Below are 26,970 nucleotides of genomic sequence, written 5' to 3' on the forward strand. Positions count from 1 at the left end.
AAAAACACAGTTTTTAGGAAAGTCGCTAATTTTTATTCAGTCCAGCAAATGCAGGTAGTATATTAAAGCAAGTATTTAATTTTGTTACATTTCCTTTTAAATAATCATAAACTTGATTAATAGTAAAATCAGTTAAAAATTCTACACCAACAGCACTAATACTAGCAACTAAATCACTTGCACCTAATCCAAGGGCTACGCTTTCACTTAATCCACCAGTAAAAGGAGCAAGTGCTACTGCTATTACTTGTACACCAATCATTTCTAAAATTTCTCATCAAAAACTTTTATTTTCTTGTTGTTTACTTATTCTAGTATGTTTGGGTTTATTTATGTTTAAAAGTATTGCTGTATTAGTTGTACCGATTGGCATGGTATTAATTTCCTTTATTTAAGAGTTATTTTAATTTGATTTGTTGTTCCTTTATAATTTAAGTCATTAACATTTGCAGTAATAGTTATATATTAGTCACCGGCTTTTTGTTTTTGATTACTTACATTAGTTTTTCCTTGTGCATCACTAAAATATTTAATAGTTGGATTTGTTAAATTTGGATTTAATGATTTAAGTTCATTAGTACTTTTTATTTGTGTATTTAATTCACTATTATTGTTATTAACATTTGCAGTAATATCAATTGTTAAACTTGTAATTTTAGTTTTTAAATCAGTTTTTTCTGTTTTAATAACTCCACATAACATTCATCTTGATGTTGTTTCATTATTAGAAATATATGGTATTGCTTCTCCAACAACTTCACCAGCAACTTTATATGCTCTTCATGCTTTATCATCTTTAATAAAATCTACATAAATAACTGTATTTTCTATCATGTATCTTTTCATTGCTCTTGGTGTTGCTAAAATAAAGGTCATTAATTGTTGTTCATTTTTATCATTAGTAAAAACCATATAGTCATCAAGAACGATTTCACATAATACACCTTTTACATATAAATTATTTCCATTTAAACGTAATTGTTGTGCCAACTGATTATCAGTAATTAAACCTTTATTATCTGCTAAATAAACTAAACTATCATAAAGACCATTAGTAATAAAAAATTTACTATTTGCAATATTTCTAAATTGAAACAAAGTATTTCAAGCAGATAACATTGATTTTAAATAGCCTACTGGTGTTGTATCTTCAATATCGATTTTAGTAGCAAATTTTGCAATTGCTTGTGTATCATCAATTGCCAATTTATCTGCTAAATCATTTGCAACTTCATATTGCATACTATCTAATAAATTTTGACCATTATTTGCTTTTAAATCTACATCTGCAATAATTTCTCCTGCAAGATATTTTTTAGTTATTTTTTTACTAATTTTATCTGTATCAACATATGGTAATTCATATCTTTTACTTTTATCATCTCAAGCAATAATTTTAACTTCTGGTTTTTTTGGTTTTTTAACAATAAACTCAATATTTACTGAGTCAACAATTTCAGTAGGGAAAAAGTTTGCCCATGGACTATTTGAAATTTTAAAAAACTCTATAAATTCTGGTGCTTCTACTAATCTCTCTGTATTGTCTAAATTTTGATTAAATGGTACTGACATTTTATTTCTTCCTTTCGTTTATAAAAAATTTTTCTTTTTATAATTAATTAAAAAATTTTCTTTATCATTTGGTTTATTATTAATAATTATTTGTTTATTGCCACCTGTATTAATTGTTTCTTTAAATACTGGTTGTTCATTAATCATTTTTTTAATAGTTTCTTCAATTTTTGAATTTTCTAAATTATTAGTTTTAAATTTTAAATAATCATAAAATTCAGTTTTAACTTGATATTTTTTAAATATATTAATCATTTCTTTTTCTTTAATTTCTTGATTAAGTTTATTTAACTTATTTTCTGCTTCATTAACTTTATTTTCTATTTCTTGTTGAGCATTATTTTCAGTTAAAGGTTCAGTTGTTTGTTGAACATTATCTTCATTTTCTAACATTTAACATTCTCCTAATCTTATCCCAGTAATCAATCTTTAACTAATTGTGGCATTTCACTTATTAGTTTTTTATAATCATTAACAGCATTTTCCAATATATCAATATCAGAAAATTTAAAACAATTATCAATATGTAAATCAAAATCTCTATCAATACTGATATCTTTTTTTCTATATTTTTCATTAAATTCAATTTTTGTCATATTATTTTTCTCCTTTATTAATTTTTTCATTTAATTTTGCTAATTTTTTTTGATGTTTGATAATTTTGTTATTTGCTCTAACATGTTTTGGAGTTGTGATAAATCTTTTTAATAAAACAAAATTTCTCTGCAAATTAATGTTCCAACACTTGTTCCAATAATTATTAATTCATGTAAAAATTCTTTCATCTCAATATTTTCCTTTCAACTATTTATTTTTAATTTTTAATTATTCATCAAATTGACCACCATTAATTCTTTCAATCATTGATTGTGAGTTACTTATAATTTCTACTAATACAGATATTTCTTTATTTAATTGTTCCATTTTCTCTTTATATGTCTGAATTTCATTATTATAATATTCAAGTATTTTTTCTTTATTCATAAATTATTCACCTCCTTTATAAACTCATGTGATTATAATCTCAATTTAATGAAGCATTATCGTGATTTAATGGTACTTCGCTTAGATTATCACTACCATAATATTGACTTGCAGTTTCACTATTAATAGTAAATCTATTGTCATTAATTAATCTTGCAGTTTCATCATTAAATGATGTTTCTTGTATTTCTTCATTATGATGTGTAGTTTCCATAGGTAATAAATTATGGATAATTTCACTTGCACCAGCAATTATGGTAGGTACTGCATAAGCATTATTAAAATCATTATTTATCCCCATTGCAACACCACTTGATATTAAACAACCACCAGTAGTCATATTAAAAATCTTTCTTATTGTTTCAAATTTATTAGGTATTAACTCAGTTAATCCACTAATAAGATTTGATATACCATAAGCATTTAAACTAATATATGTATCTAAATCCATTAATGACTGATTTTCTTGTTTATTTAATAGTAATCATGGAGGACCTTCTGTTGTAGTTGTAGTAGTTATTGGAATTGGTGTTGTTGGAATAATAGGATTAATATTATTTTCTGTTCATATTACTATAATTTGCTAAACCAATTGTTCCTAAACCTAATAATATTTTTTTAGAACTATTAATTAATTTACTTTTAGTATTTGGTATTTGATTTAAATTTCATATATCTAAACCTAATTTTTTACCAAATAATAAACTATTAATTGAACCTAATAATTGATTATCTATTACTTGACCATAATAAGCACTTGTACCAATCATTGCACAAATCGGACTTATACCAGTTCTAATTAATTTAGTTAAAGTATAATTTGATTGATTTTCTATATTTGGCATTTTAATCTCCTTTAATTTTCTAATTTTTTAATTGTTACTTTAATTCAACCTTGATAAACATCATTATCACCAACTATTAATGCAACATTACTTTCGGGGTCAGAAACAATTATGTGTTTTGATTTAAAATTTGGGTATTGTCTTAAAATAATTGCTCTAATATCATTACTTGTATGAATTGCTTTTGGAAATGGTGATAATATTTCAATTTCATCTTTATTTTCAAACAAAGTAGGTAATATTATCATTAATTATTCTCCTTATTTTTAATTTGATTAGCAATTTCACTTAATATTTTCAATACTTTATATTCATTTTTTAATTCTTTAATAATAAATATTAAAATTATTATTAGTGTTATACTGGTTATTAATATTGGTGCTATTAATAAAATTTTTCATAATATCATTTTTTTACTCTTTTCATTTTTTAAATCATTTAACATTGATTGAACAAAATGCACGATTTTTAGGAATGTTTAAAGTGTTAAAGATTTGACCAGTTACAATAATTTCATCATTTTTGTTTAATAAAATACAGCGTCTATAAAGTTTTGGGTTATTAAAAATTAAAGTAACATAGTTTAATCCATTTCATTGACCACGAACACTATAATATAATTCCTTATTACCTTTTTCGTAATATTTTGCTTCAATAGTGTTACTCAGTTTTACTGTTAATTTGACATAATTTTCTTTATCTTTCATTTTTATAATTCCTTAAATAATATTGAATATGTTTATATGCGTCTTGTTCATGTTTTGTAAAAATAATATTTCCTTTATAATCTGGTATTTTTGTTTTATTTTTTGGTTCACTTTCGTGATAATCTCAGTTCATAATATCTTCTACTAATACCATTAATGCACCAATAATTTTAGGTGTTGCTAATGGATTAGTTAATAATTGTTTTGAATTTAAAAAGAAATTTTCTACAATAACTAATATTTTTTTATTCTCATTTTTTTTAATTAATTCAAAATATTCTTTATACAAATTTTTACTTTCTAAAACAGTTTTTGTTTTAAATGTTTCATTAAATATAATATTATTATTTTCATTTGAATATATAACAATTCCATTATTACCAATACCAGCAGGGTCAATGCCAACAATTAAGTCATATTTCATTATTAATGAAATGAACTTGTCAAGAAAAGTGGACAATAAAAGTAACCTTTTATTAAATTTTATAAAATAGCGTTTGTAAGTGTTAAATTTATAGGTATGAACTAATTATTTGTTGGTTTGGAATGAGCTAATCGATATTCGATTGGACTCATTCCTTTTAATTTTATTTGAGGTCGATAATTATTATAAAAGTAAATATATTTAGGTAAGTTGTCTTGTATTCATTCAATAGTTCTATTTTTTCTTGGAATTTGATATAGAAATTCTGTTTTCATTGTTCCAAATCAAGTTTCAGTAGCACCATTATCACAGGAATTACCTCTTCTAGACATTGAAATTTTTATTTTTAATTCATCACATAAAATTTTATAAGAAGGATTTGTATAGTGAAATCCTTGATCTGATTGTAAAATTCATGAAGTAGGTTTTTGAGCATTAACTCAAGCTTGGATAATGTTTTGGACAACAAATGTCATGTCTAAACTTGCACTTATTTTATAATCTAATATTTCATTATTATGAAAATCTTTAACAATTGATAAATAATATGTTTTACCATTAGTTAATAAATAAGTTATATCAGTACCTAATTTTTCATTTAAATTAGTAGTTGAAAAATCACGTTTTAATAAATTATCATATCTTAAACTTCCTGATTTAGTTCTATAATCAAATTTTTTTATGCGAACCTTAGCTTTTAAACTCATATTTTTCATATATCTATATACAATATGAAATTTTAATTTTAAATTATAAATTTTGTTAATTCATAAAGTTATCATTTTATAACCATAAATTTCTTGAAATTCATAAAAAATATTTTTAATTATATTAGCTAAAAATGTATCTCATTTATTAAATTCATTCATTCCATTCTTAATTCACTTATAATATCCTGATTTTGAAACATTTAATAATCAACATAAATAACTAATCTGATATTTTTTCTTCAATGAGAAAATCACAAAATATTTCTTCTTTTTTGTCGATTTTTCTAAATACTTTTTTATATCGTTCATTGCCTCAATATATTCAATTAATTCTTGTTTTGTCATTTCATTAAAATTTAAAGATTTGGGTCGACCTGTTCTTTTGGTTTTTTTAGCACGAATTCCATTGCCATATTCTAAACCTTTTTCACCTAATAATTTATATGCTTTAATTCATTCTTTTATTGATGATCGACCAATACCATACTCTAATGCGGTTTTATCAATTGTTTTAATTTTACTTATTTTTATTATTTTTAACTTTTCTTCTTTTGATAGTCATTTAGCCATAAAAAAATGAACACCTTCCTTAAAGTATTTTTAACACAAAGGTTACAATTCTGTGTCTACTTTATTCTAGATGTTCAATTTTCTGTAGTATCTAAATAAACTAACATACCAATTTTAGTAGGTACTTCTTCAGTTTGTTTACAATGATTAAAATATTCTTCTAATTTTTCTCTTAATGCTTTTGCATCATTAAAAATTGTTCTTATTTTTATTTTTTCTTCTTGCACATAAAAATCTTTTTTCATATGCTTTAAAAACGCAAAAATTTATGATATAATTAATATAATATTTAAGTTAACTATTGGCAAAATAACTTATTAACTTTATTAATTACTTCATATATTTTTTTATTTAATTTTTATAATATAACCTGAATTGTAAATATAAATGGGACAAATGGGACAGTTTTTAAAATAATTGTATTAAGTCTATTGGGCTTTTATAAGATAGTGATTTTCTGGGTGTACAATTAATTTGAAATGCTATAGCATTTAAGTCTTTTTGTTTATATAAAGATAGATCTGTAGATTTTGGTAAATATCTTCTTAAAATACCATTATTATTTTCATTTAAACCTCTTTGACAAGGTTTGCCAGGATCTGCAAAATAAATCTTAACATTGCAAATTTTTTCGATTAATTTTCATTTACTAAATTCTTTACCACGATCAAAAGTAATAGTTTTAACTGTTCCTTTTTGTAACTTTGAAATAAATTTTATTATACTTTTTGTAATATTTTCTGCTTTATGATTTTTAGAAACTAAAGGAATTGTGGTTTTTGGTCATATATCAGCTAAAGTAATAATAGAACTTTTATGATCTTTACCAATGATAGTATCACCCTCTAAATGACCAAATTCTTGTATATTTTTAATATTAGGAATGATTAAATTTCTTTCATGAATAGATTTACAATTATTAATTCGTCCTCTAGTTTCTTTTCGTTTATGAGGTTTATTTTTTCCTTTTCTCAATAAGTTATTTTCATCAAAACCCATTCGATTTGTTTTAAACATGTTATATAAAGTTTTTGTTGAAATACTTTTTATTTTATTTTCCTTTAAAAAATTAGCAATTATATCAAGCGCATAATTTTTAGTAATTAACAAATAATTAATAGTATTAATTTCTGTTAAAGTTAAAATTATTAATTTTCTACCTGCATTTTGCTTCTTTTTTTGAATTTGATTCAATATTTCTAATGGTAATAAGTTTTGATTTAATAATCTGCAAACTCTATGTACAGTTGATTTACTATAATCAACAGCTTTTGCTATTTTACGAATTGAAAATTCATAACTTTTATATTCTTTTATTGCTATTATTGATTCAATAGTCAGATACTTATACATTGTGCTAATTCCTTTCTTTTCTTAATTATAGAATTAACACAATTTAATTTTTATATAAATGTCCTTTTTAATTTTACAATTCAGGTTAGAAGAAAAGGAGCATTAAAAGATATGACTAAAAATGAGAAATTAATGATTGCTATTGAAGAAGGTAATTTTAAAAAAACTATGAAATTAGTAAAAAATGGCGCTGATGTCAATTATAGAAACTTTAAATATTCCATTTGTAAAAAACTTACCGGTAAAGTGACTTCTTATCCAGATAAAAATACTAGTGGTAATACTCCATTAATGAAAGCCACCAAAAAAGGGTATTTAAATATAGTTAAATTTTTAGTTGAAAACGATACAGATGTTAATCAAATAAATTTATGTGGTGAAACTGCTTTAGATCGAGCTATTGAAAATGGTCATTTAGATGTAATTAAATTTTTGAAATCATGTTCACCACAAGCAAGAGAAAGAGAAAAAAATAAACAATTAATGAATACAGTAAAAGAAAATGATTTAGAAAAAATTAAACTTTTATTACTAAATAATGCTAATGTCAACTATACAAATTCAGATATTTTTACTTATACTTATAGAATAAAAGAAAATTCTTTTCAAAAAAATATAAAAATTGGTAGTGGTAATAGCGCTTTAACAAAAGCCGCCAAAAAAGGATATTTAAATATAATTAAATTTTTAGTTGAAAACGATGCCGATGTTAACCATATAATTAATTATAATAAAGAAAGTGTTTTAACACGAGCTGCTCAAAATAATCACTTAGATGTTATTAAATTTTTAGTAGAAAATAACGCTGATATTAATCATACAAATCAAAATGGTAAAACTGCCTCAATTCTAATTGCTGATAATAATAATATAGAGGGAGTTAAGTTTCTAATAGAAAATGGTGCTAAAATTGAATGTATAGATAATTTTTGAGAATCAATAAATAAAGTGAATCTAGAAGTGAAAGAATATTTGCAATCATGAATTTTAAACTCAAGTAAAAATGAAATAAATTCACCTAACTATAGCAATCAACCAACAACAAATATCAAAAAACAAAGTTTGCTAATGATCTAATTAAAAATCTAAAATAACTTTTATTATTTCTTACCTTTAATATTTCTAACTTCTTTTAATTGTTTTTTTAACATTTTTAATTGTAATTGTAAATCTTCATATGATGGTAAATCATCACTTTTAATTTCTTCTTTTTTGTTTTTACTATAATCATTACTTTTTTTTGATAACTGTGGAGGATTAACTCATAAATTTTTTAAGCCATATCAAAAAATAGTAAGTAAACTTAAACCAATACCTGCTCAAGGAATTGTTCATAAATCTTTAAAAGGAATAGTTTGAAAATTTCTAATATTAAAGTAATTAAAAAGTACTAATACAAAAAGTATCAATACTAAGGTTATTAATAACATGTGTATAGCAAAAACTGATCTTGAAAAAGGTTTTTTAATAAAAATTAATGGTATTAAATAAGTTAAATTAAAAATCAATAATGTTCCAAAAGTATATAAAGAAACTATACTATCACTAGTCATTAATTGTTTATAAAAACTACTAGTAATTGGTTCTTTATTAACGATTAAAGTAATAATAATAGCAATATTGTTTTTTAATGGAACACCTCAATTAAATAATGGAAAAATTGATAAACTAATTGTTACTGTTAAAACACTAATAATAACTAATGTTTTGCTTAAAATTAAATTATTTTTTTTCATATTATTCATCTCTCATTATCAGTTTACTTTTTCACTCTAATAATATTTTATCATTATTAAAGCAAAAAAATAACTATCAAAATTAAGATTAAGATTTATTTTTAGTTTTAACTAAATTTAATGCAATTTTTCGCGCAGCAAATGGATCGCGAGGATCATAATGTCAATAATTAGTAAAATATTTTTTAAAATTATTAGACAATGTTGAAGAAGCAATATTAATAGCATGAAAGCGATTAGCTTTTGCTTTTAGTTGCAACATTAAATTAATATTATTTTTAGTAATATTAGCAGATAAAAAATCAGAAACTACCAATAAGTCTGCATTATGATATGTTTTAGATTGCATAATTGTTAAAGCATGACTAATAGCTGGATTAATATTAGTATGTCCTTTAAAACTATGACCTAAAAAATGAATTAGATTGGGAATTGATGAAACTAAATTAGATAAATCATAAGTTTCAAATTTACCAGAAAAATTGATCATATAGCATGGTCTTTTTTCTTGTAAAGCAATTTTACTAATAGCAAGCGCAATTGATTTTGCAATAATTTCTGGACTATGACTCATCGATTTAGATGTATCAATGCATAAGATAAAAGGGCCTTCACTTTCGGGAATTGGTACTTCTACAACTTCTTCAACAAGATGTTCAGTGGCAACTAAATCCATTGATTCAAACTCTGTAATTGCTAACTTTTCTTCAACAAATTTTTTATAAAAAATAGCATTTAACTCTGGAATAGCAAGATTAACTAATTCTAATGGTAATAAATGTTCTAAATCTTTACCCTCGGTAATTCCTACTATTTCTTCAGGCCATTTTCCTAATGGCTTTAATTGATATTCAATTTGTACTTTTTGATGAACCTGCTTTTCTGTTAAACCCGAAATTCCTTTTCAACGACCAAGTAGTCTAGCAATTTCAATAATAGATGGATTCTTATTTAAAATTTCACCATATTGTATAATAGTATTTAAATTAATTTTTTTAAAATCATTTAAATCTCCTTCTCAAAATCGTCCAAAAAAATTTCAAGCAAAACCAACAATATGTCTTACTTCATTAATAATTTTAATATTATTACTTCACATTGTTAAATATTTTTGACGCATTTGCATAGTTTCAAATAATTTATAATTTACAATTCTTTGAACAATTAAACTTTCTCAATGTCTTATAAAATTATCAAAAGTTAATTTACTATTAAGTTTACGATCCTTAAATTTTTCTTGAAAATAATGAAAATAATTAATCATTGGTGAATCAAGAATCTTTGCCCTAGTGTAAATTTCTTGTCAATTATTTTTTAATCTATCAATACCATTAATCATAACTCAGAAATATAATCGTAATTCTCTTTTAATGATGGGACTAATAACAATATTTTTACTTTTTTCTAAAACTTCATTTAAATAAAAATGACTAATTTGTTGATCAAATTCTGGAGCTAATCAAGCAAAATTTTTTTTAAATCAAGTAAAACTACTTAAATTTGTTTCTGATAAAGACATTTTTTTCAATTTAGTTTCTAAAATTTGTGAAACATGGGATTCAATTAATTGTTCCATAATAATCACCTATCTTAATTAATATCAGAATTATTATTATTAGTATCATTAACATTTGGAATAGTTATTGGTGAATATTCAGTTAGTGATTCTGATGAAAGAGTCGTTTCGGTTTCTGCTTCTGGTATTTGTGAAATTTTATCAAAAAATGCCATTTCTAATAGTGATTTAAATTGTTCATCAAAAAATATAGAATCGGTTTTACTTAAACGATGATATTCTTGTTCAAAATGTACTTTTAATTCATTAATTTGTTGCTTTAAATCTTTCATTTGACTATTAATATTTCCAAATTGTGATTTACTATCAGTATTAGTTAATTCAACTTGAATTATAGAATTATTTGTAATATTTATTAATTCACTAGAATTCTTTAATTGCAACTCAAACTTCTGATTACCTTCCATTTTACTTAAACTTTTACCATAAAATAATTGAATATTATGACTCTTTTTATTACGTCGTAATAAAAACTGAAAATCCTTTCTACTAATAAAACAAATTGGAAACTCATCACTATGTCATAATAAACGATAATATTTGCCTTTAATTTGTTCAGAAAATGGATTGGAGTAAATAGATGGTTGATTTTGACTATCTTTAATGTTTTCGGCATTATTACTTAATGTTTCCAACTCACTTTCCAGTTCAATCTGATTTTGTTTCAATGTGTAAGTTAAATCTTCACAATATTCTTCATTGAAAAGTTTTGTATACTCTTTTTCTTGATCTTCATTATCTCAAATACAGTAAGGAATAATCAATAAATCAGGCTTATCAGTAGTTGTTCTACCATTATAATAAGCTGAAGCTTTTATTAATTTAGCAATTTTTTTTCATCTTCGATCAGAAATGTAAGCTTTACCATTAGTTGCTTCTGTTAAAATTTTACGAAAACGAGAAATAAAATTTAATGTTTCTTTGCTTAAAGTAACAGTAGTTTCCAATTCTTTTAATCACTTTTCATATTCAGAAGTTTTAATTTGTAATTCAAGTGGAACTTTTACTTCTAAACTAGTAATACTTTCTAACATATCATTAAAATTTTCTTCATTAGTTAAACCATAAACTATCATTCTAATAATAAAACGATCAAATAAAGCTTCTAAACCTTTACCGCTTTCTGGTAACTCATTAGAAGCTGAAATTAATAGTTTTAATGGTACTTTGATATCAACACCACCATTACGAAAGATTTTTTCATTAATAATAGTTAGCAATGTATTTTGAATTGAAGGGCCTGCTTTTCAAATTTCATCCAAAAAAGCAATATCAACAGCAGGCAAATATTGATCAATAATTCTTACATAGTTACCTTTTAATAAATCTTTGATTGAGATTGGTCCAAAAATTTCTTCTGGAGTAGAAAAACGATTCATTAAATATTCAAAATTTCGCCCATCATGGAGCGCATATTTAATTCGTCGTGAAATTAATGATTTAGCAATTCCTGGTAATCCTAATAAAAATATTGATTCTCCTGATAATAACGCCAAAATAGCAAGTTTAAAAACAGTTTCTTTTTCATAAACATCAGCGCTAATTACTTTAATTAATTCTTCAATTCGCTTAGAAAGTAAACTATCTGTACTCATTTATATTCTCCTTTACTTATTATTTATTCGACACTTAATTCTCTTCTTACATCATCACTTTTAACAATTAATAAACAAGCAGCAATTAATCATAAAACAGTTATTAGTAAAACAATAATCATAAATATTGGAACTTCTGCAGAAACAGTTTCATTTATTAATCCATTAACCACTAACAAAATTGTACAAAATACTTCTAAAACTATAAAATAAGCAATTGCTAAAATAATATAAACAATTGATCATCCAAACATAGCACTAGCAGTGCGACCAATCGCTACTGGTAAATAAAATATAAAATTAAATCCCAGAGTTATAATTAAAAATATATAAATTATATATGTTGGGTTCATGTTACTACCTTTATTACTCAAAATTTGATTAACCAAATTGTTAGCTAAAAAATAAGAAAAAAATAAATGAAAACAAGAAACTGTAAGTAACAAAATACGAGCAATATTTTCCATTTTTGAACTTCAATACATTCTTTTAAATTTAATACTATCACTTAATAACGGATTATAAGTAGTAAAACGTTGTTCTTCAATATCTTTAAATGATGGATTATCATTATTTGGTTTGATAATACTATTATCAACATTTGACAATGGAGTATTTTTTAAGTCATCTTTTTTTTCTTCCATATATCTAACACCCCTTATTTTTTATTTATATTATAACTTATTTTAGGTATTAAAACTTAATAATAGTATCTGATATAAATCAAAATTATAAGTGTTCAATTTTACAAAATTATCAAATTTAAATTTATTTTTTTAAAATATAATATTGCAAACCTGAATTGTAAATATAAATGGGACAAATGGGACAGTTTTTAAAATAATTGTATTAAGTCTATTGGGCTTTTATAAGATAGTCATTTTTTGGGTGTAGAATTAATTTGAAATGCTATAGCATTTAAGTCTTTTTGTTTATATAAAGATAGATCTGTAGATTTTGGTAAATATCTTCTTAAAATACCATTATTATTTTCATTTAAATCTCTTTGACAAGGTTTGCCAGGATCTGCAAAATAAATCTTAACATTGCAAATTTTTTCGATTAATTTTCATTTACTAAATTCTTTACCACGATCAAAAGTAATAGTTTTAACTGTTCCTTTTTGTAACTTTGAAATAAATTTTATTACGGACTTCTCCCACATGTACTTGTGGAGGAAAAATGAATTGAAATGAATTCAACAGAATATTTCAAACTGAAAAGAATTGTTTGAAATATATAGCAAGTTTGAAGGAAAACAAATGTATCAGGTGTTTGAACAAGTTTGAATACTTCTGATTTAAAAAGAATAAGATGTTTGAAATGTCATCAAACATTTACTTTTCTTCATAACACCATTTTTTACAAGTCACAAACACCTTTGACATCTTGGTTTTATCTCATCTTTAGATGAATAAACACCAAACATGGAATTTCATCAACTGATGTTGCAAAAGAGTTGGGAGTGACCTTGAAAACAGATTGAAGAATGGGTCATAAAATCCGAAGTGCCATTGCTAAACAAGAACCTCAATTCATTGTTGAGGGGATAGTGCAAATGGATGAAATGTATCTTTCACATATGGGTTTTAAAAAACAAGGAAGATCCTTGGTGAATAAAACTTTGATTGTTGGGATTTATGAAAAAACAACCAATAATTTAATTGTGAAAATATTGAAAAACGCAAACAGTAAAAATCTTTTGCAGTTTGCAAGAAACCACATTTCTTCAAAGTGTGTTGTACATACTGATTCTTGAAAAGGATATCACGATTTGAAATTGGTTTTCACTAAGCATGAAACAGTTAACCATCAAGATGGCTATATTTCAAAAACTGGTGTCAATACCAACGAAATTGAATCAGTTTGAAAACATATAAGAAGAACATTTAAAACACATATCAAAGTTGCAAAACATCATGTTCATTTATATGGCAAAGAAGCTGCATATAAATTCAACAAGATACCTAGTTTTGAAACTGTAATGCTATGTTTGATTTAAAAATGTGGGGAGAAGTCCGTAGATAGGGTTTTCTCAACATTTATGTGATAAAATTTAAAATACTACATAAAGGGAAAAAACCCTTTTATTATACTTTTTGTAATATTTTTTGCTTTATGATTTTTAGAAACTAAAGGAATTGTGGTTTTTGATCATATATCAGCTAAAGTAATAATAGAACTTTTATGATCTTTACCAATGATAGTATCACCCTCTAAATGACCAAATTCTTGTATATTTTTAATATTAGGAATGATTAAATTTCTTTCATGAATAGATTTACAATTATTAATTCGTCCTCTAGTTTCTTTTCGTTTATGAGGTTTATTTTTTCCTTTTCTCAATAAGTTATTTTCATCAAAACCCATTCGATTTGTTTTAAACATGTTATATAAAGTTTTTGTTGAAATACTTTTTATTTTATTTTCCTTTAAAAAATTAGCAATTATATCAAGCGCATAATTTTTAGTAATTAACAAATAATTAATAGTATTAATTTGAACATCTAGAATAAAGTAGACACAGAATTGTAACCTTTGTGTTAAAAATACTTTAAGGAAGGTGTTCATTTTTTTATGGCTAAATGACTATCAAAAGAAGAAAAGTTAAAAATAATAAAAATAAGTAAAATTAAAACAATTGATAAAACCGCATTAGAGTATGGTATTGGTCGATCATCAATAAAAGAATGAATTAAAGCATATAAATTATTAGGTGAAAAAGGTTTAGAATATGGCAATGGAATTCGTGCTAAAAAAACCAAAAGAACAGGTCGACCCAAATCTTTAAATTTTAATGAAATGACAAAACAAGAATTAATTGAATATATTGAGGCAATGAACGATATAAAAAAGTATTTAGAAAAATCGACAAAAAAGAAAAAATATTTTGTGATTTTCTCATTGAAGAAAAAATATCAGATTAGTTATTTATGTTGATTATTAATGAACATCTAGAATAAAGTAGACACAGAATTGTAACCTTTGTGTTAAAAATACTTTAAGGAAGGTGTTCATTTTTTTATGGCTAAATGACTATCAAAAGAAGAAAAGTTAAAAATAATAAAAATAAGTAAAATTAAAACAATTGATAAAACCGCATTAGAGTATGGTATTGGTCGATCATCAATAAAAGAATGAATTAAAGCATATAAATTATTAGGTGAAAAAGGTTTAAAATATGGCAATGGAATTCGTGCTAAAAAAACCAAAAGAACAGGTCAACCCAAATCTTTAAATTTTAATGAAATGACAAAACAAGAATTAATTGAATATATTGAGGCAATGAACGATATAAAAAAGTATTTAGAAAAATCGACAAAAAAGAAGAAATATTTTGTGATTTTCTCATTGAAGAAAAAATATCAGATTAGTTATTTATGTTGATTATTAAATGTTTCAAAATCAGGATATTATAAGTGAATTAAGAATGGAATGAATGAATTTAATAAATGAGATACATTTTTAGCTAATATAATTAAAAATATTTTTTATGAATTTCAAGAAATTTATGGTTATAAAATGATAACTTTATGAATTAACAAAATTTATAATTTAAAATTAAAATTTCATATTGTATATAGATATATGAAAAATATGAGTTTAAAAGCTAAGGTTCGCATAAAAAAATTTGATTATAGAACTAAATCAGGAAGTTTAAGATATGATAATTTATTAAAACGTGATTTTTCAACTACTAATTTAAATGAAAAATTAGGTACTGATATAACTTATTTATTAACTAATGGTAAAACATATTATTTATCAATTGTTAAAGATTTTCATAATAATGAAATATTAGATTATAAAATAAGTGCAAGTTTAGACATGACATTGGGACTTTCCAGCAATCTGTGTAACTTAGTGATTTTACAACTAAAATTTATTTAAAAAAGACAGTTTTTAGGAAAGTCCCACATATTTAAGAAAGAACTTGTTGATCAAAACCTTCAAATCTTCTTTGTCTTTTTGCAACTATTACAGGATTAAAATTACTATTGCGATCTCGTGGTACATCAATCTCAATTTTACCTTGTTGAGTTATTAATTTTTTTGAACTTATACCATTACGAGCATTGTCACTATTACTATGTTGATTCTTATCATATCCTAAATAATTTTGCATCTCAGAATTCAACATTTTTTCTACTAATCTTTTTTGTTAATTCTTTATACAATCCTCCCTCTTTAAAAACTGTTGTTAAATCTTCAGTATTTTCTAATAATAAATCTACTGCTTTTGATATTGGATCATTATTATTAATATTTTGCTTTTTAGCCATCTGTAACTCACTCTTTCTAGTCATTTAATTATATTTACTAGAATTAATTAAACATAGTTATTTTTGTAAGTTACACAGATTACTAAACATTACCATGACAGAGGCTTTTATGTAATCTGTGTATCTTTGTTTTACAAAGTACTAGTTTAGATTAATTCTATCTTCAAATTTTATCATAAAATGAGCAATTGCTGTATTTCAATTTTGAATGGGCATTGTTCATTTTTTTGTTATATTTTCAATTGCTAAATAAAATATTTTAAAAACTGCCATATCATTAGGAAAAACTTTTTTATTTCTGATAACTTTTCGTAATTGACTATTTACAGATTCAATAGCATTTGTTGTATAAATCACTCTTTTAATTTCTGCAGGATAACTAATAAAAACAATTAAATTATCTCAATTTTTATATCAAGATTTAGCAATTTGAGGATATTGTTTATTTCACTTATTTTCAAAGGATTCTAAAGCCTGCATTGCTTGTTCTTCACTACATGCAGTATAAATTGGTTTTAAATCTGCAACTAGAGATTTTCTATGCTTATATGAGACATATTTCAAACTATTTCTAATTTGATGAACTATGCATAATTGATGTTCTGTTTTAAGATAAACTGATTGTATTGCTTCTGACATGCCTGTTAAATTATCACTGCAGGCAATAAGAATATCATTTAAGCCACGATTTTTCATTTCTGTTAAATTTGCTAATCAAAATTTAGCACCTTCATTTTCACTAATTCATAAACCTAAAACATCTTTTTTACCTTCTAAATCAACTCCTAAAGCTATATAAACTGATTTATTAATAATCCTTTTATCTTGTCGTACTTTCACTATTATGCAATCAAAATAAACAATCGGATAGACACTTTCTAATGGTCGATTTTGCCATGCTTTTACATCATCAATAACATCATCAGTAATTTGACTAATAACACTTTCACTAATATCAGCACCATGATATAACTCTTGTAATTGCATTCTAATATCTGATAATGTCATACCTTTTGCATATAAAGAAAGAACTTGTTGATCAAAACCTTCAAATCTTCTTTGTCTTTTTGCAACTATTACAGGATTAAAATTACTATTGCGATCTCGTGGTACATCAATCTCAATTTTACCTTGTTGAGTTATTAATTTTTTTGAACTTATACCATTACGAGCATTGTCACTATTACTATGTTGATTCTTATCATATCCTAAATAATTTTGCATCTCAGAATTCAACATTTTTTCTACTAATCTTTTTTGTTAATTCTTTATACAATCCTCCCTCTTTAAAAACTGTTGTTAAATCTTCAGTATTTTCTAATAATAAATCTACTGCTTTTGATATTGGATCATTATTATTAATATTTTGCTTTTTAGCCATCTGTAACTCACTCTTTCTAGTCATTTAATTATATTTACTAGAATTAATTAAACATAGTTATTTTTGTAAGTTACACAGATTACTAAACATTACCCAAATAAAATTAAAAGGAATGAGTCCAATCGAATATCGATTAGCTCATTCCAAACCAACAAATAATTAGTTCATACCTATAAATTTAACACTTACAAACGCTATTTTATAAAATTTAATAAAAGGTTACTTTTATTGTCCACTTTTCTTGACAAGTTCAGAGTATTCTTGCCAACTCCTCCTTTTTTGTTACAAAAACTAATCATTTTCATGCTCATTATTTTCCTTTCCGTATCGGTCTTCTAAAATAGCTGTCATTAAAGTTGTATAACTTCATCTTTTTCTTTTGCTTCTTTTCTAAATTTATCAACTAAATATCTACTACAAAAAGTATTTGGTATCATATCTTGTGTTGTTTTTTTTAAAAATTTTTGGTTTTAGAAAAACTTGAAAGTTCTTTAATTCGGTTTTTTTTTCAAGTAATGAATTTAGTTTTGCCATATTTTCCTTCTTTATTATTTTTAATGATATTATAACAATTTTTAAAAATAAAACATGTTTTATTTTTAAAATTAATATTTAATAATAACTCAAAAACTACTCAATTGAGTAGTTTTAAAAATATTAATATTTACATTTTTTGTGATTTACTACTAGAACTTAGATATCTACTTGTTGAAGAGTGATTTTGTAAATCTATTGAATTTATTTTTACATAATTTGTTGCATATTCAAATTTTGATATTTCTATTTTTAATTTTTCAATTTGATGATTAGTATCATCTTTTTTTGATAGTATTTTTGTAAGTCACACAGATTACTAAACATTACCTAAATTCATTCTAAAAAGCCCTAAATTAGGGCTTTTTTTTTAATATAAACCATATAAATTTTTAAATCATTTGTATATGATCAAATTTGGTGCCTTAAAATTAATTTTAAAGATATAATAGATTGCTGTTGCAATCTCTTGTTTTTACATTTGTGATGAACTTGGTTTATATCAACTTATTGAAGGTTGATTTTGTATATCTATCGAATTTATTGATTCTCCAATACCTTCATCATCAAAAGAATTTAGACTTATTTCTTCAAAATCATCTGTTTTTATATTTTCACTTTCTAAAAAAGATTTGTCTCTAGATACATCAAAATATAATGTTTTAACTATGTCTGACAATGTTTTTAAACGTTTTTCGAAAATAGTGTCTTCTATTTGTATTTTTAGTGATTTAATTTTAAATTCACCAAATCAATTTTCATATTGATTTAATTTAAGAATTCTATGGTTTTTATTTTGAAAATAATCATCTAATACTTTTTTTCATATTTTATTTTCTAGATTTCGTATTTCTCTATCTTCTTTTGATAAAAAAAATTGATTTTTATCACTATTTTTTAGTAATTCACATCTTTTTAATTCTAAATTTTTAATCTTTTCTAAATGTTCTTCTTTAATCAAATTTAATGTTTTGATTTTTTTCTTTTTTTCAGTCATTATATTTTCATATTGTTGCATTAACTTTTCATTTCTTTTTTCAGTTGCTTTTTGATATTTTTTTGCAATTTTGTTTTTTGAATTTTCTTTTTTTCTAATTTTTTTATCTAATTCTTCTAATATATTTAATATTTTTTCTTCTTCAAGAAATTCAAAATTATAATTTAAATTATAATTTTTATTATATAATTTCATATATTCTGAATTTTTTATTTCTTCTTTTTCAATTTTTTGTTTGAAAAGATTCATTCAATCATTTATTTCTTTTGAATTAACTAATTCTAATATTTTTTCTGTATTCATATATTTTTTCATACCTCTTCTTATTTTTATTTCAATTTTATAAAAAAACCCATTTACTTTTAAAATAAAATAATGAGTTAAAAACTTATATTAAGTTTAATTAAATTATACAAAAAAAAGTTCGCAAATAAAAATTTGAAACTAAAATTTTTAGGGGTTATTTGAAATTTTTGAATTTATGTTTATTTAAATTTTATATTTATTTTTTAAAATTATTTGTTCTATAAAAATAAGAACAATTTAATTATAACATTTTTTTTCATATTTTAATACTTATTTATGTAATTAAATATTTCAATTTCATGAGTTTCTTTGTGTCAATTGTAATAATTGATTTGTTCTTGTATGAATTTAGCCATTTTTACATCTGGTACAATTCAAATCACTTTATGGTTTTCTTTTATGTGTTCGCGCATGTTATCAAGTTTGTCTTCGATACGTTCTTTTGATTTTCTTGTTCGTTCAATTTCAACTCAAGCTTTAGTTCCATTTTCATATTCAATCATTAAGTTAGGGTATCTGTCTTGTTTTGAATTTCAACTTTTCAATATCAGGAAGTTTAAGATATGATAATTTATTAAAACGTGATTTTTCAACTACTAATTTAAAAAAAATTAGGTACTGATATAACTTATTTATTAACTAATGGTAAAACATATTATTTATCAATTGTTAAAGATTTTCATAATAATGAAATATTAGATTATAAAATAAGTGCAAGTTTAGACATGACATTTGTTGTCCAAAACATTATCCAAGCTTGAGTTAATGCTCAAAAACCTACTTCATGAATTTTACAATCAGATCAAGGATTTCACTATACAAATCCTTCTTATAAAATTTTATGTGATAAATTAAAAAAAATTTCAATGTTTAGAAGAGGTAATTCCTGTGATAATGGTGCTACTGAAACTTGATTTGGAACAATAAAAACAGAATTTCTATATCAAATTCCAAGAAAAAATAGAACTATTGAATGAATACAAGACAACTTACCTAAATATATTTACTTTTATAATAATTATCGACCTCAAATAAAATTAAAAGGAATGAGTCCAATCAAATATCGATTAGCTCATTCCAAACCAACAAATAATTACTTCATACCTATAAATTGAGGCTTTTATGTAATCTGTGTATCTTTGTTTTATAAAGTACTAGTTTAGATTAATTCTATCTTCAAATTTTATCATAAAATGAGCAATTGCTGTATTTCAATTTTGAATGGGCATTGTTCATTTTTTTGTTATATTTTCAATTGCTAAATAAAATATTTTAAAAACTGCCATATCATTAGGAAAAACTTTTTTATTTCTGATAACTTTTCGTAATTGACTATTTACAGATTCAATAGTATTTGTTATATAAATCACTCTTTTAATTTCTGCAGGATAACTAATAAAAACAATTAAATTATCTCAATTTTTATATCAAGATTTAGCAATTTGAGGATATTGTTTATTTCACTTATTTTAAAAGGATTCTAAAGCCTGCATTGCTTGTTCTTCACTACATGCAGTATAAATTGGTTTTAAATCTGCAACTAGAGATTTTCTATGCTTATATGAGACATATTTCAAACTATTTCTAATTTGATGAACTATGCATAATTGATGTTCTGTTTTAAGATAAACTGATTGTATTGCTTCTGACATGCCTGTTAAATTATCACTGCAGGCAATAAGAATATCATTTAAGCCACGATTTTTCATTTCTGTTAAATTTGCTAATCAAAATTTAGCACCTTCATTTTCACTAATTCATAAACCTAAAACATCTTTTTTACCTTCTAAATCAACTCCTAAAGCTATATAAACTGATTTATTAATAATCCTTTTATCTTGTCGTACTTTCACTATTATGCAATCAAAATAAACAATCGGATAGACACTTTCTAATGGTCGATTTTGCCATGCTTTTACATCATCAATAACATCATCAGTAATTTGACTAATAACAATTTCACTAATATCAGCACCAAGATATAACTCTTGTAATTGTATTCTAATATCTGATAATGTCATACCTTTTGCATATAAAGAAAGAACTTGTTGATCAAAACCTTCAAATCTTCTTTGTCTTTTTGCAACTATTACAGGATTAAAATTACTATTGCGATCTCGTGGTACATCAATCTCAATTTTACCTTGTTGAGTTATTAATTTTTTTGAACTTATACCATTACGAGCATTGTCACTATTACTATGTTGATTCTTATCATATCCTAAATAATTTTGCATCTCAGAATTCAACATTTTTTCTACTAATCTTTTTGTTAATTCTTTATACAATCCTCCCTCTTTAAAAACTGTTGTTAAATCTTCAATATTTTCTAATAATAAATCTACTGCTTTTGATATTGGATCATTATTATTAATATTTTGCTTTTTAGCCATCTGTAACTCACTCTTTCTAGTCATTTAATTATATTTACTAGAATTAATTAAACATAGTTATTTTTGTAAGTTACACAGATTACTAAACATTACCTTGGAAATGAACTAATCGATATTCGATTGGACTCATTCCTTTTAATTTTATTTGAGGTCGATAATTATTATAAAAGTAAATATATTTAGGTAAGTTGTCTTGTATTCATTCAATAGTTCTATTTTTTCTTGGAATTTGATATAGAAATTCTGTTTTTATTGTTCCAAATCAAGTTTCAGTAGCACCATTATCACAGGAATTACCTCTTCTAAAAATTGAAATTTTTATTTTTAATTCATCACATAAAATTTTATAAGAAGGATTTGTATAGTGAAATCCTTGATCTGATTGTAAAATTCATGAAGTAGGTTTTTGAGCATTAACTCAAGCTTGGATAATGTTTTGGACAACAAATGTCATGTCTAAACTTACACTTATTTTATAATCTAATATTTCATTATTATGAAAATCTTTAACAATTGATAAATAATATGTTTTACCATTAGTTAATAAATAAGTTATATCAGTACCTAATTTTTCATTTAAATTAGTAGTTGAAAAATCACGTTTTAATAAATTATCATATCTTAAACTTCCTGATTTAGTTCTATAATCAAATTTTTTTATGCGAACCTTAGCTTTTAAACTCATATTTTTCATATATCTATATACAATATGAAATTTTAATTTTAAATTATAAATTTTGTTAATTCATAAAGTTATCATTTTATAACCATAAATTTCTTGAAATTCATAAAAAATATTTTTAATTATATTAGTTAAAAATGTATCTCATTTATTAAATTCATTCATTCCATTCTTAATTCACTTATAATATCCTGATTTTGAAACATTTAATAATCAACATAAATAACTAATCTGATATTTTTTCTTCAATGAGAAAATCACAAAATATTTCTTCTTTTTTGTTGATTTTTCTAAATACTTTTTTATATCGTTCATTGCCTCAATATATTCAATTAATTCTTGTTTTGTCATTTAATAAAAATTTAAAGATTTGGGTCGACCTGTTCTTTTGGTTTTTTAGCACGAATTCCATTGCCATATTCTAAACCTTTTTCACCTAATAATTTATATGCTTTAATTCATTCTTTTTTTGATGATCGACCAATACCATACTCTAATGCGGTTTTATCAATTGTTTTAATTTTACTTATTTTTATTATTTTTAACTTTTCTTCTTTTGATAGTCATTTAGCCATAAAAAAAATGAACACCTTCCTTAAAGTATTTTTAACACAAAGGTTACAATTCTGTGTCTACTTTATTCTAGATGTTCATAAGTTTTGATTTAATAATCTGCAAACTCTATGTACAGTTGATTTACTATAATCAACAGCTTTTGCTATTTTACGAATTGAAAATTCATAACTTTTATATTCTTTTATTGCTATTATTGATTCAATAGTCAGATACTTATACATTGTGCTAATTCCTTTCTTTTCTTAATTATAGAATTAACACAATTTAATTTTTATATAAATGTCCTTTTTAATTTTACAATTCAGGTTTTTGCAATATCATTTATAATTTTCCTTTCAAAATAAAAACCCATTTGCTTTTATCTCAACAAACAATGGGTTAAAAACTACTATATTATTTATATTTTTTATACACAAGAATAATAACAAATTTATATTAATTTTACAATTAATAACCTATATAATTAAAACTATTTTATATAAGTAGTATGAATATTAAATTATAGTTATCAAAATTTAACCCATTTTCATAAAATCAATACTTATTTTTAAGTATTTAAATTCACTTTACTTTAAAAGTAAAATTAAAACTATGGGGCTTGGAAACATAGTCACTGCTTATCAAATCTTTTCCAATATGAAATCTAATTTTTTTAATATCATTAGTCTTAATAATATCAGTTGCCTTTAATGATAAATTATTACCATCAATATCTAAAAAAGTAAAAGCACTTAACTCATTAATTTGCACCTTTAAAGCTTTAACAAAATATCCTTTAAAAGTAGCAAGTGATTTAATAACAAGATTTCAATTAATATTTGGATCAACCGTCGAATCAGGATAATCTAATAAGAAAAAAGTAGAATTATTTTTTGCAAATTGATACATTTCTTGTCAATATTTATTTTCTAAAAAAGTTTCTAAATCACCAATATTAATATAATCATTAACATTAATATTTTCAATACTATTATTTATTGAATTTGAAAAGCCAAAATAATAACTCAATTCCTTATATTTAAAATGATTACCACTATTATCACTAGTCAATAATACATGTGTAGGACTATATTTTATTAATGATTCATCACTATCTACTGCTTCTTGTACCATACTAAAAGGAACAAAATCAATAGGATTAACTTTAAGATAATCAATAACCTCTTCAATACTTGTTGGTTTTAAATCAATGAAATCATAAACAACATTTGGATTAGAAACATATGTTATATAAAAAGGTTTTAATGGAAAATTTGAAGAATATGAATAAAGATTAACATATTCTTTGGAACTATTCACAGCATTACCAACATAATTTAATTCGGGATTATGAACTAATTCGAAATATGGTTTAATAGTAGCTACATCATTAAAATCAATATCTGCTAAAGGAATTGTTGATATTATTGGATAAAGATGAGTATCACTAGCAAATTCTTCTTTATAATCATTAATAAATTTATTAATTTCATCTTCGATTGTTTTATAAATAACAGTATTATCAATTTTATCCGCATAATAAAAATTAGTTGGTAAATAACCATGTGTTCATTGTTCTTGCAAATAATCACTACCATTTGGAAATTTTCCTGAAACATGTTTACTAAATTTTCCTTCAAATTGATTAAACATCATAAATTTTTCATAAAATTTAGCAGTATTTTTAATTAATGCAATTACTGGTATTTTAAATTCAATAAATGAAGATTGTAACTTTAATTTTAAATCAAATTTAGTAACACCATCAGTTTGAATTAAACTCTTATCTAATTCATCATTACTATTGGGTTTATAAAAAGTGAAATCATAATTAGTAATATTAGTTGGAAAAAAACTATCTCATCAAGATTCTTTTATTAATAAATCAAAAACTTGTTTTTTTGATTCTTCTTCAAAAAATGGCAAACGTAAATTTTTATTACTACTATCAATTGGAACATCATTCATATCAACAATAATTGATTCTTCTGGAATATTTTGTTTAAAATCACCAATATTAAAAGCACTCTGCATAGCAAGAGCAATAAAAAAAGTGCTAATTGCTAAACCAATTATCATAATTAAAGAAATAGTTATTGTCAGAAAAGTTTTTTTTACTTTTACTGGTTCTACTTTACCAGTAACGTATTTAGTAATATTATTTAGTTTTCTTCAATCATCATTATCTTTCTTTTTAGCCATATATTATTCACCTAAATTTCCATTATCTAAAACTTAATTCATACATTTTAATAATACTTTTAATTAAATATTTTTTATTTTCAATAGTATTTAATCATCAATGCAAAATAGCAATTCATCATAATAAGAGTGCTATAACCGCAAAAATCAATACTGTGATTCGATAAGGACTGTCACTATAAGAAAACATAAAAAAACTAATACCAATAATTATTAAATTAACAATAGAACCAAATATTAAAAAAAATAAACAACTTAAACCAATACCTCTAATAGTTTTAGATAAAAAAACGGGTAAAATCATAATTAAAATTATAAAAGCAAATAAAACAGTAACTAACATTGCTACTACTTTTAATATTGCACTTTGAAAAACTGGTGCTGATGGTATACCAGGAAGATTAGCAACCAATTGACCAAAACCAATGCCATTAAAAAAAATCAAACCAATTCAAAAAATTTGAATAATTAAAATAAATATTCGCGAAAAACCATCACCAAGACTAGTAAAATAAACTCTTGTTAAATTTAAATCTAATAATGAAGGTAAAGGAGTTTCCTTTAATTTCTTTAACTCTTTTTGACTAATAAGATTACTTGTAGTTAAAAATTGTTTATCTAATGATTTATTCATATCTTTCACCCATCCTATAAAATAATTATAATGCATTTTATTTAAAAACTATATAGTTAACTTATATCCGAATTTTAAATACCTGAATTGTAAATATAAATGGGACAAATGGGACAGTTTTTAAAATAATTGTATTAAGTCTATTGGGCTTTTATAAGATAGTGATTTTCTGGGTGTAGAATTAATTTGAAATGCTATAGCATTTAAGTCTTTTTGTTTATATAAAGATAGATCTGTAGATTTTGGTAAATATCTTCTTAAAATACCATTATTATTTTCATTTAAACCTCTTTGACAAGGTTTGCCAGGATCTGCAAAATAAATCTTAACATTGCAAATTTTTTCGATTAATTTTCATTTACTAAATTCTTTACCACGATCAAAAGTAATAGTTTTAACTGTTCCTTTTTGTAACTTTGAAATAAATTTTATTATACTTTTTGTAATATTTTCTGCTTTATGATTTTTAGAAACTAAAGGAATTGTGGTTTTTGATCATATATCAGCTAAAGTAATAATAGAACTTTTATGATCTTTACCAATGATAGTATCACCCTCTAAATGACCAAATTCTTGTATATTTTTAATATTAGGAATGATTAAATTTCTTTCATGAATAGATTTACAATTATTAATTCGTCCTCTAGTTTCTTTTCGTTTATGAGGTTTATTTTTTCCTTTTCTCAATAAGTTATTTTCATCAAAACCCATTCGATTTGTTTTAAACATGTTATATAAAGTTTTTGTTGAAATACTTTTTATTTTATTTTCCTTTAAAAAATTAGCAATTATATCAAGCGCATAATTTTTAGTAATTAACAAATAATTAATAGTATTAATTTCTGTTAAAGTTAAAATTATTAATTTTCTACCTGCATTTTGCTACTTTTTTTGAATTTGATTCAATATTTCTAATGGTAATAAGTGAACT

30 protein-coding genes and 7 pseudogenes are annotated in these 26,970 nt (G+C 23.3%); 5 read left to right on the top strand and 32 right to left on the bottom strand.

Annotated features, from left to right (window positions below; genetic code table 4):
- Positions 1–25: 25 nt before the first annotated feature.
- From ACQH20_RS03615 to ACQH20_RS03680, 14 genes are all read right to left on the bottom strand, one after another.
- Positions 26–373, bottom strand: coding sequence for a hypothetical protein (locus tag ACQH20_RS03615; protein ID WP_425377545.1), 348 nt, complete (start codon positions 371–373; stop codon positions 26–28).
- A 92-nt stretch (positions 374–465) separates the two neighbouring features.
- The gene (locus tag ACQH20_RS03620) at positions 466–1,572 is read right to left on the bottom strand and encodes a hypothetical protein (RefSeq protein ID WP_425377546.1); all 1,107 of its coding nucleotides are present in this window, start codon (positions 1,570–1,572) and stop codon (positions 466–468) included.
- Between the two features lie 18 nt (positions 1,573–1,590).
- Positions 1,591–1,965 carry a hypothetical protein gene (locus tag ACQH20_RS03625; RefSeq protein WP_425377547.1) on the bottom strand — a complete coding sequence of 125 codons (375 nt, stop codon included), beginning with the start codon at positions 1,963–1,965 and terminating at the stop codon, positions 1,591–1,593.
- Between the two features lie 17 nt (positions 1,966–1,982).
- Positions 1,983–2,168, bottom strand: coding sequence for a hypothetical protein (locus tag ACQH20_RS03630; protein ID WP_339039602.1), 186 nt, complete (start codon positions 2,166–2,168; stop codon positions 1,983–1,985).
- A 229-nt stretch (positions 2,169–2,397) separates the two neighbouring features.
- Positions 2,398–2,556, bottom strand: coding sequence for a hypothetical protein (locus ACQH20_RS03635; protein WP_425377548.1), 159 nt, complete (start codon positions 2,554–2,556; stop codon positions 2,398–2,400).
- A gap of 16 nt (positions 2,557–2,572) precedes the next feature.
- A complete protein-coding gene (locus ACQH20_RS03640) occupies positions 2,573–3,007 on the bottom strand; it encodes a hypothetical protein (protein ID WP_425377549.1) in 435 nt (144 codons plus the stop codon).
- Positions 3,008–3,110: 103 nt separating this feature from the next.
- A complete protein-coding gene (locus tag ACQH20_RS03645) occupies positions 3,111–3,401 on the bottom strand; it encodes a hypothetical protein (RefSeq protein ID WP_425376539.1) in 291 nt (96 codons plus the stop codon).
- Positions 3,402–3,412: 11 nt separating this feature from the next.
- Entirely contained in the window at positions 3,413–3,649 is a 237-nt protein-coding gene (locus ACQH20_RS03650) for a hypothetical protein (protein ID WP_425376540.1), read from the bottom strand.
- On the bottom strand, positions 3,649–3,810 hold the full coding sequence (locus tag ACQH20_RS03655; RefSeq protein WP_174480256.1) for a hypothetical protein: 162 nt from the start codon (positions 3,808–3,810) through the stop codon (positions 3,649–3,651). Before ACQH20_RS03655 ends, ACQH20_RS03650 begins: the two co-directional genes overlap by 1 nt.
- Before the next feature lie 4 nt (positions 3,811–3,814).
- Complete coding sequence (locus tag ACQH20_RS03660; protein WP_425376541.1) at positions 3,815–4,108, bottom strand: hypothetical protein; 294 nt, start codon at positions 4,106–4,108, stop codon at positions 3,815–3,817.
- Positions 4,098–4,532: a hypothetical protein gene (locus ACQH20_RS03665; protein ID WP_425376542.1), complete on the bottom strand. Its 435-nt coding sequence runs from the start codon at positions 4,530–4,532 to the stop codon at positions 4,098–4,100. Before ACQH20_RS03665 ends, ACQH20_RS03660 begins: the two co-directional genes overlap by 11 nt.
- 101 nt (positions 4,533–4,633) lie before the next feature.
- Positions 4,634–5,812 (bottom strand): IS3 family transposase, encoded by a 1,179-nt coding sequence (locus ACQH20_RS03670; protein ID WP_425376543.1) that lies wholly within the window; start codon positions 5,810–5,812, stop codon positions 4,634–4,636.
- A 56-nt stretch (positions 5,813–5,868) separates the two neighbouring features.
- Positions 5,869–6,057, bottom strand: coding sequence for a hypothetical protein (locus tag ACQH20_RS03675; protein ID WP_425376544.1), 189 nt, complete (start codon positions 6,055–6,057; stop codon positions 5,869–5,871).
- Between the two features lie 163 nt (positions 6,058–6,220).
- Positions 6,221–7,165, bottom strand: coding sequence for an IS30 family transposase (locus tag ACQH20_RS03680; protein WP_425376545.1), 945 nt, complete (start codon positions 7,163–7,165; stop codon positions 6,221–6,223).
- A gap of 111 nt (positions 7,166–7,276) precedes the next feature.
- Here ACQH20_RS03680 and ACQH20_RS03685 point away from each other — a divergent pair, with 111 nt between their 5' ends.
- Positions 7,277–8,242 carry an ankyrin repeat domain-containing protein gene (locus tag ACQH20_RS03685; protein WP_425376546.1) on the top strand — a complete coding sequence of 322 codons (966 nt, stop codon included), beginning with the start codon at positions 7,277–7,279 and terminating at the stop codon, positions 8,240–8,242.
- Between the two features lie 23 nt (positions 8,243–8,265).
- On the opposite strand, the gene ACQH20_RS03690 is transcribed toward ACQH20_RS03685, so the two are convergent.
- From ACQH20_RS03690 to ACQH20_RS03710, 5 genes and pseudogenes are all read right to left on the bottom strand, one after another.
- Positions 8,266–8,901, bottom strand: coding sequence for a hypothetical protein (locus ACQH20_RS03690; protein ID WP_425376547.1), 636 nt, complete (start codon positions 8,899–8,901; stop codon positions 8,266–8,268).
- A gap of 88 nt (positions 8,902–8,989) precedes the next feature.
- Positions 8,990–10,477 (bottom strand): VWA domain-containing protein, encoded by a 1,488-nt coding sequence (locus ACQH20_RS03695; RefSeq protein ID WP_339039037.1) that lies wholly within the window; start codon positions 10,475–10,477, stop codon positions 8,990–8,992.
- 14 nt (positions 10,478–10,491) lie between these two features.
- A complete protein-coding gene (locus ACQH20_RS03700) occupies positions 10,492–12,072 on the bottom strand; it encodes an AAA family ATPase (RefSeq protein ID WP_425376548.1) in 1,581 nt (526 codons plus the stop codon).
- A 23-nt stretch (positions 12,073–12,095) separates the two neighbouring features.
- The gene (locus tag ACQH20_RS03705; RefSeq protein WP_425376549.1) at positions 12,096–12,716 is read right to left on the bottom strand and encodes a hypothetical protein; all 621 of its coding nucleotides are present in this window, start codon (positions 12,714–12,716) and stop codon (positions 12,096–12,098) included.
- 191 nt (positions 12,717–12,907) lie between these two features.
- Positions 12,908–13,228: pseudogene (locus ACQH20_RS03710) on the bottom strand (IS30 family transposase); the annotation flags it as partial.
- Positions 13,229–13,537: 309 nt separating this feature from the next.
- On the opposite strand from ACQH20_RS03710, the gene ACQH20_RS03715 reads away from it, so the two are divergent.
- On the top strand, positions 13,538–14,074 hold the full coding sequence (locus ACQH20_RS03715) for an IS1595 family transposase (protein ID WP_425377581.1): 537 nt from the start codon (positions 13,538–13,540) through the stop codon (positions 14,072–14,074).
- Between the two features lie 83 nt (positions 14,075–14,157).
- On the opposite strand, the pseudogene ACQH20_RS03720 reads toward ACQH20_RS03715, so the two are convergent.
- Positions 14,158–14,574, bottom strand: a pseudogene (locus tag ACQH20_RS03720) (IS30 family transposase); the annotation flags it as partial.
- Between the two features lie 75 nt (positions 14,575–14,649).
- On the opposite strand from ACQH20_RS03720, the gene ACQH20_RS03725 reads away from it, so the two are divergent.
- Together ACQH20_RS03725 and ACQH20_RS03730 are read left to right on the top strand one after the other, a co-directional pair.
- Positions 14,650–15,030, top strand: coding sequence for a hypothetical protein (locus ACQH20_RS03725; RefSeq protein ID WP_425376550.1), 381 nt, complete (start codon positions 14,650–14,652; stop codon positions 15,028–15,030).
- A gap of 66 nt (positions 15,031–15,096) precedes the next feature.
- Positions 15,097–15,963 (top strand): IS3 family transposase, encoded by an 867-nt coding sequence (locus tag ACQH20_RS03730; protein WP_425376551.1) that lies wholly within the window; start codon positions 15,097–15,099, stop codon positions 15,961–15,963.
- 34 nt (positions 15,964–15,997) lie between these two features.
- Here the strand turns inward: ACQH20_RS03730 and ACQH20_RS03735 are convergent.
- The 5 genes and pseudogenes from ACQH20_RS03735 to ACQH20_RS03755 form a co-directional block, all read right to left on the bottom strand.
- Positions 15,998–16,355: pseudogene (locus ACQH20_RS03735) on the bottom strand (transposase); the annotation flags it as partial.
- Between the two features lie 141 nt (positions 16,356–16,496).
- A pseudogene (locus ACQH20_RS03740) lies at positions 16,497–17,736 on the bottom strand (IS256 family transposase).
- Between the two features lie 664 nt (positions 17,737–18,400).
- Positions 18,401–18,583, bottom strand: a complete 183-nt coding sequence (locus tag ACQH20_RS03745) for a hypothetical protein (protein ID WP_425376552.1) — start codon at positions 18,581–18,583, stop codon at positions 18,401–18,403.
- A gap of 162 nt (positions 18,584–18,745) precedes the next feature.
- The gene (locus tag ACQH20_RS03750) at positions 18,746–19,570 is read right to left on the bottom strand and encodes a hypothetical protein (protein ID WP_425376553.1); all 825 of its coding nucleotides are present in this window, start codon (positions 19,568–19,570) and stop codon (positions 18,746–18,748) included.
- Between the two features lie 266 nt (positions 19,571–19,836).
- Positions 19,837–20,076 (bottom strand): hypothetical protein, encoded by a 240-nt coding sequence (locus ACQH20_RS03755; protein ID WP_425376554.1) that lies wholly within the window; start codon positions 20,074–20,076, stop codon positions 19,837–19,839.
- 222 nt (positions 20,077–20,298) lie between these two features.
- On the opposite strand from ACQH20_RS03755, the gene ACQH20_RS03760 reads away from it, so the two are divergent.
- Positions 20,299–20,736: a transposase gene (locus ACQH20_RS03760; protein ID WP_425376555.1), complete on the top strand. Its 438-nt coding sequence runs from the start codon at positions 20,299–20,301 to the stop codon at positions 20,734–20,736.
- Here ACQH20_RS03760 and ACQH20_RS03765 read toward each other — a convergent pair.
- The 7 genes and pseudogenes from ACQH20_RS03765 to ACQH20_RS03795 all read right to left on the bottom strand — a co-directional run.
- Positions 20,728–21,966: pseudogene (locus tag ACQH20_RS03765) on the bottom strand (IS256 family transposase). The gene ACQH20_RS03760 and the pseudogene ACQH20_RS03765 sit on opposite strands and share 9 nt — an antisense overlap.
- A gap of 82 nt (positions 21,967–22,048) precedes the next feature.
- Positions 22,049–22,999, bottom strand: a complete 951-nt coding sequence (locus ACQH20_RS03770) for an IS3 family transposase (protein WP_425376556.1) — start codon at positions 22,997–22,999, stop codon at positions 22,049–22,051.
- A gap of 11 nt (positions 23,000–23,010) precedes the next feature.
- A complete protein-coding gene (locus tag ACQH20_RS03775; protein ID WP_425376557.1) occupies positions 23,011–23,223 on the bottom strand; it encodes a hypothetical protein in 213 nt (70 codons plus the stop codon).
- Positions 23,224–23,301: 78 nt separating this feature from the next.
- Positions 23,302–23,445: pseudogene (locus tag ACQH20_RS03780) on the bottom strand (helix-turn-helix domain-containing protein); the annotation flags it as partial.
- Between the two features lie 334 nt (positions 23,446–23,779).
- Complete coding sequence (locus ACQH20_RS03785) at positions 23,780–25,405, bottom strand: hypothetical protein (protein WP_425376558.1); 1,626 nt, start codon at positions 25,403–25,405, stop codon at positions 23,780–23,782.
- 22 nt (positions 25,406–25,427) lie between these two features.
- Positions 25,428–26,039, bottom strand: a complete 612-nt coding sequence (locus tag ACQH20_RS03790) for a hypothetical protein (RefSeq protein ID WP_425376559.1) — start codon at positions 26,037–26,039, stop codon at positions 25,428–25,430.
- A 120-nt stretch (positions 26,040–26,159) separates the two neighbouring features.
- A pseudogene (locus ACQH20_RS03795) lies at positions 26,160–26,966 on the bottom strand (IS30 family transposase); the annotation flags it as partial.
- Positions 26,967–26,970: the final 4 nt, after the last annotated feature.

Origin of the sequence: Spiroplasma endosymbiont of Aleiodes alternator (genome assembly GCF_964031135.1) — a bacterium.
In the GTDB taxonomy this organism is placed as follows: Bacteria; Bacillota_I; Bacilli_A; order Mycoplasmatales; family VBWQ01; genus Spiroplasma_E.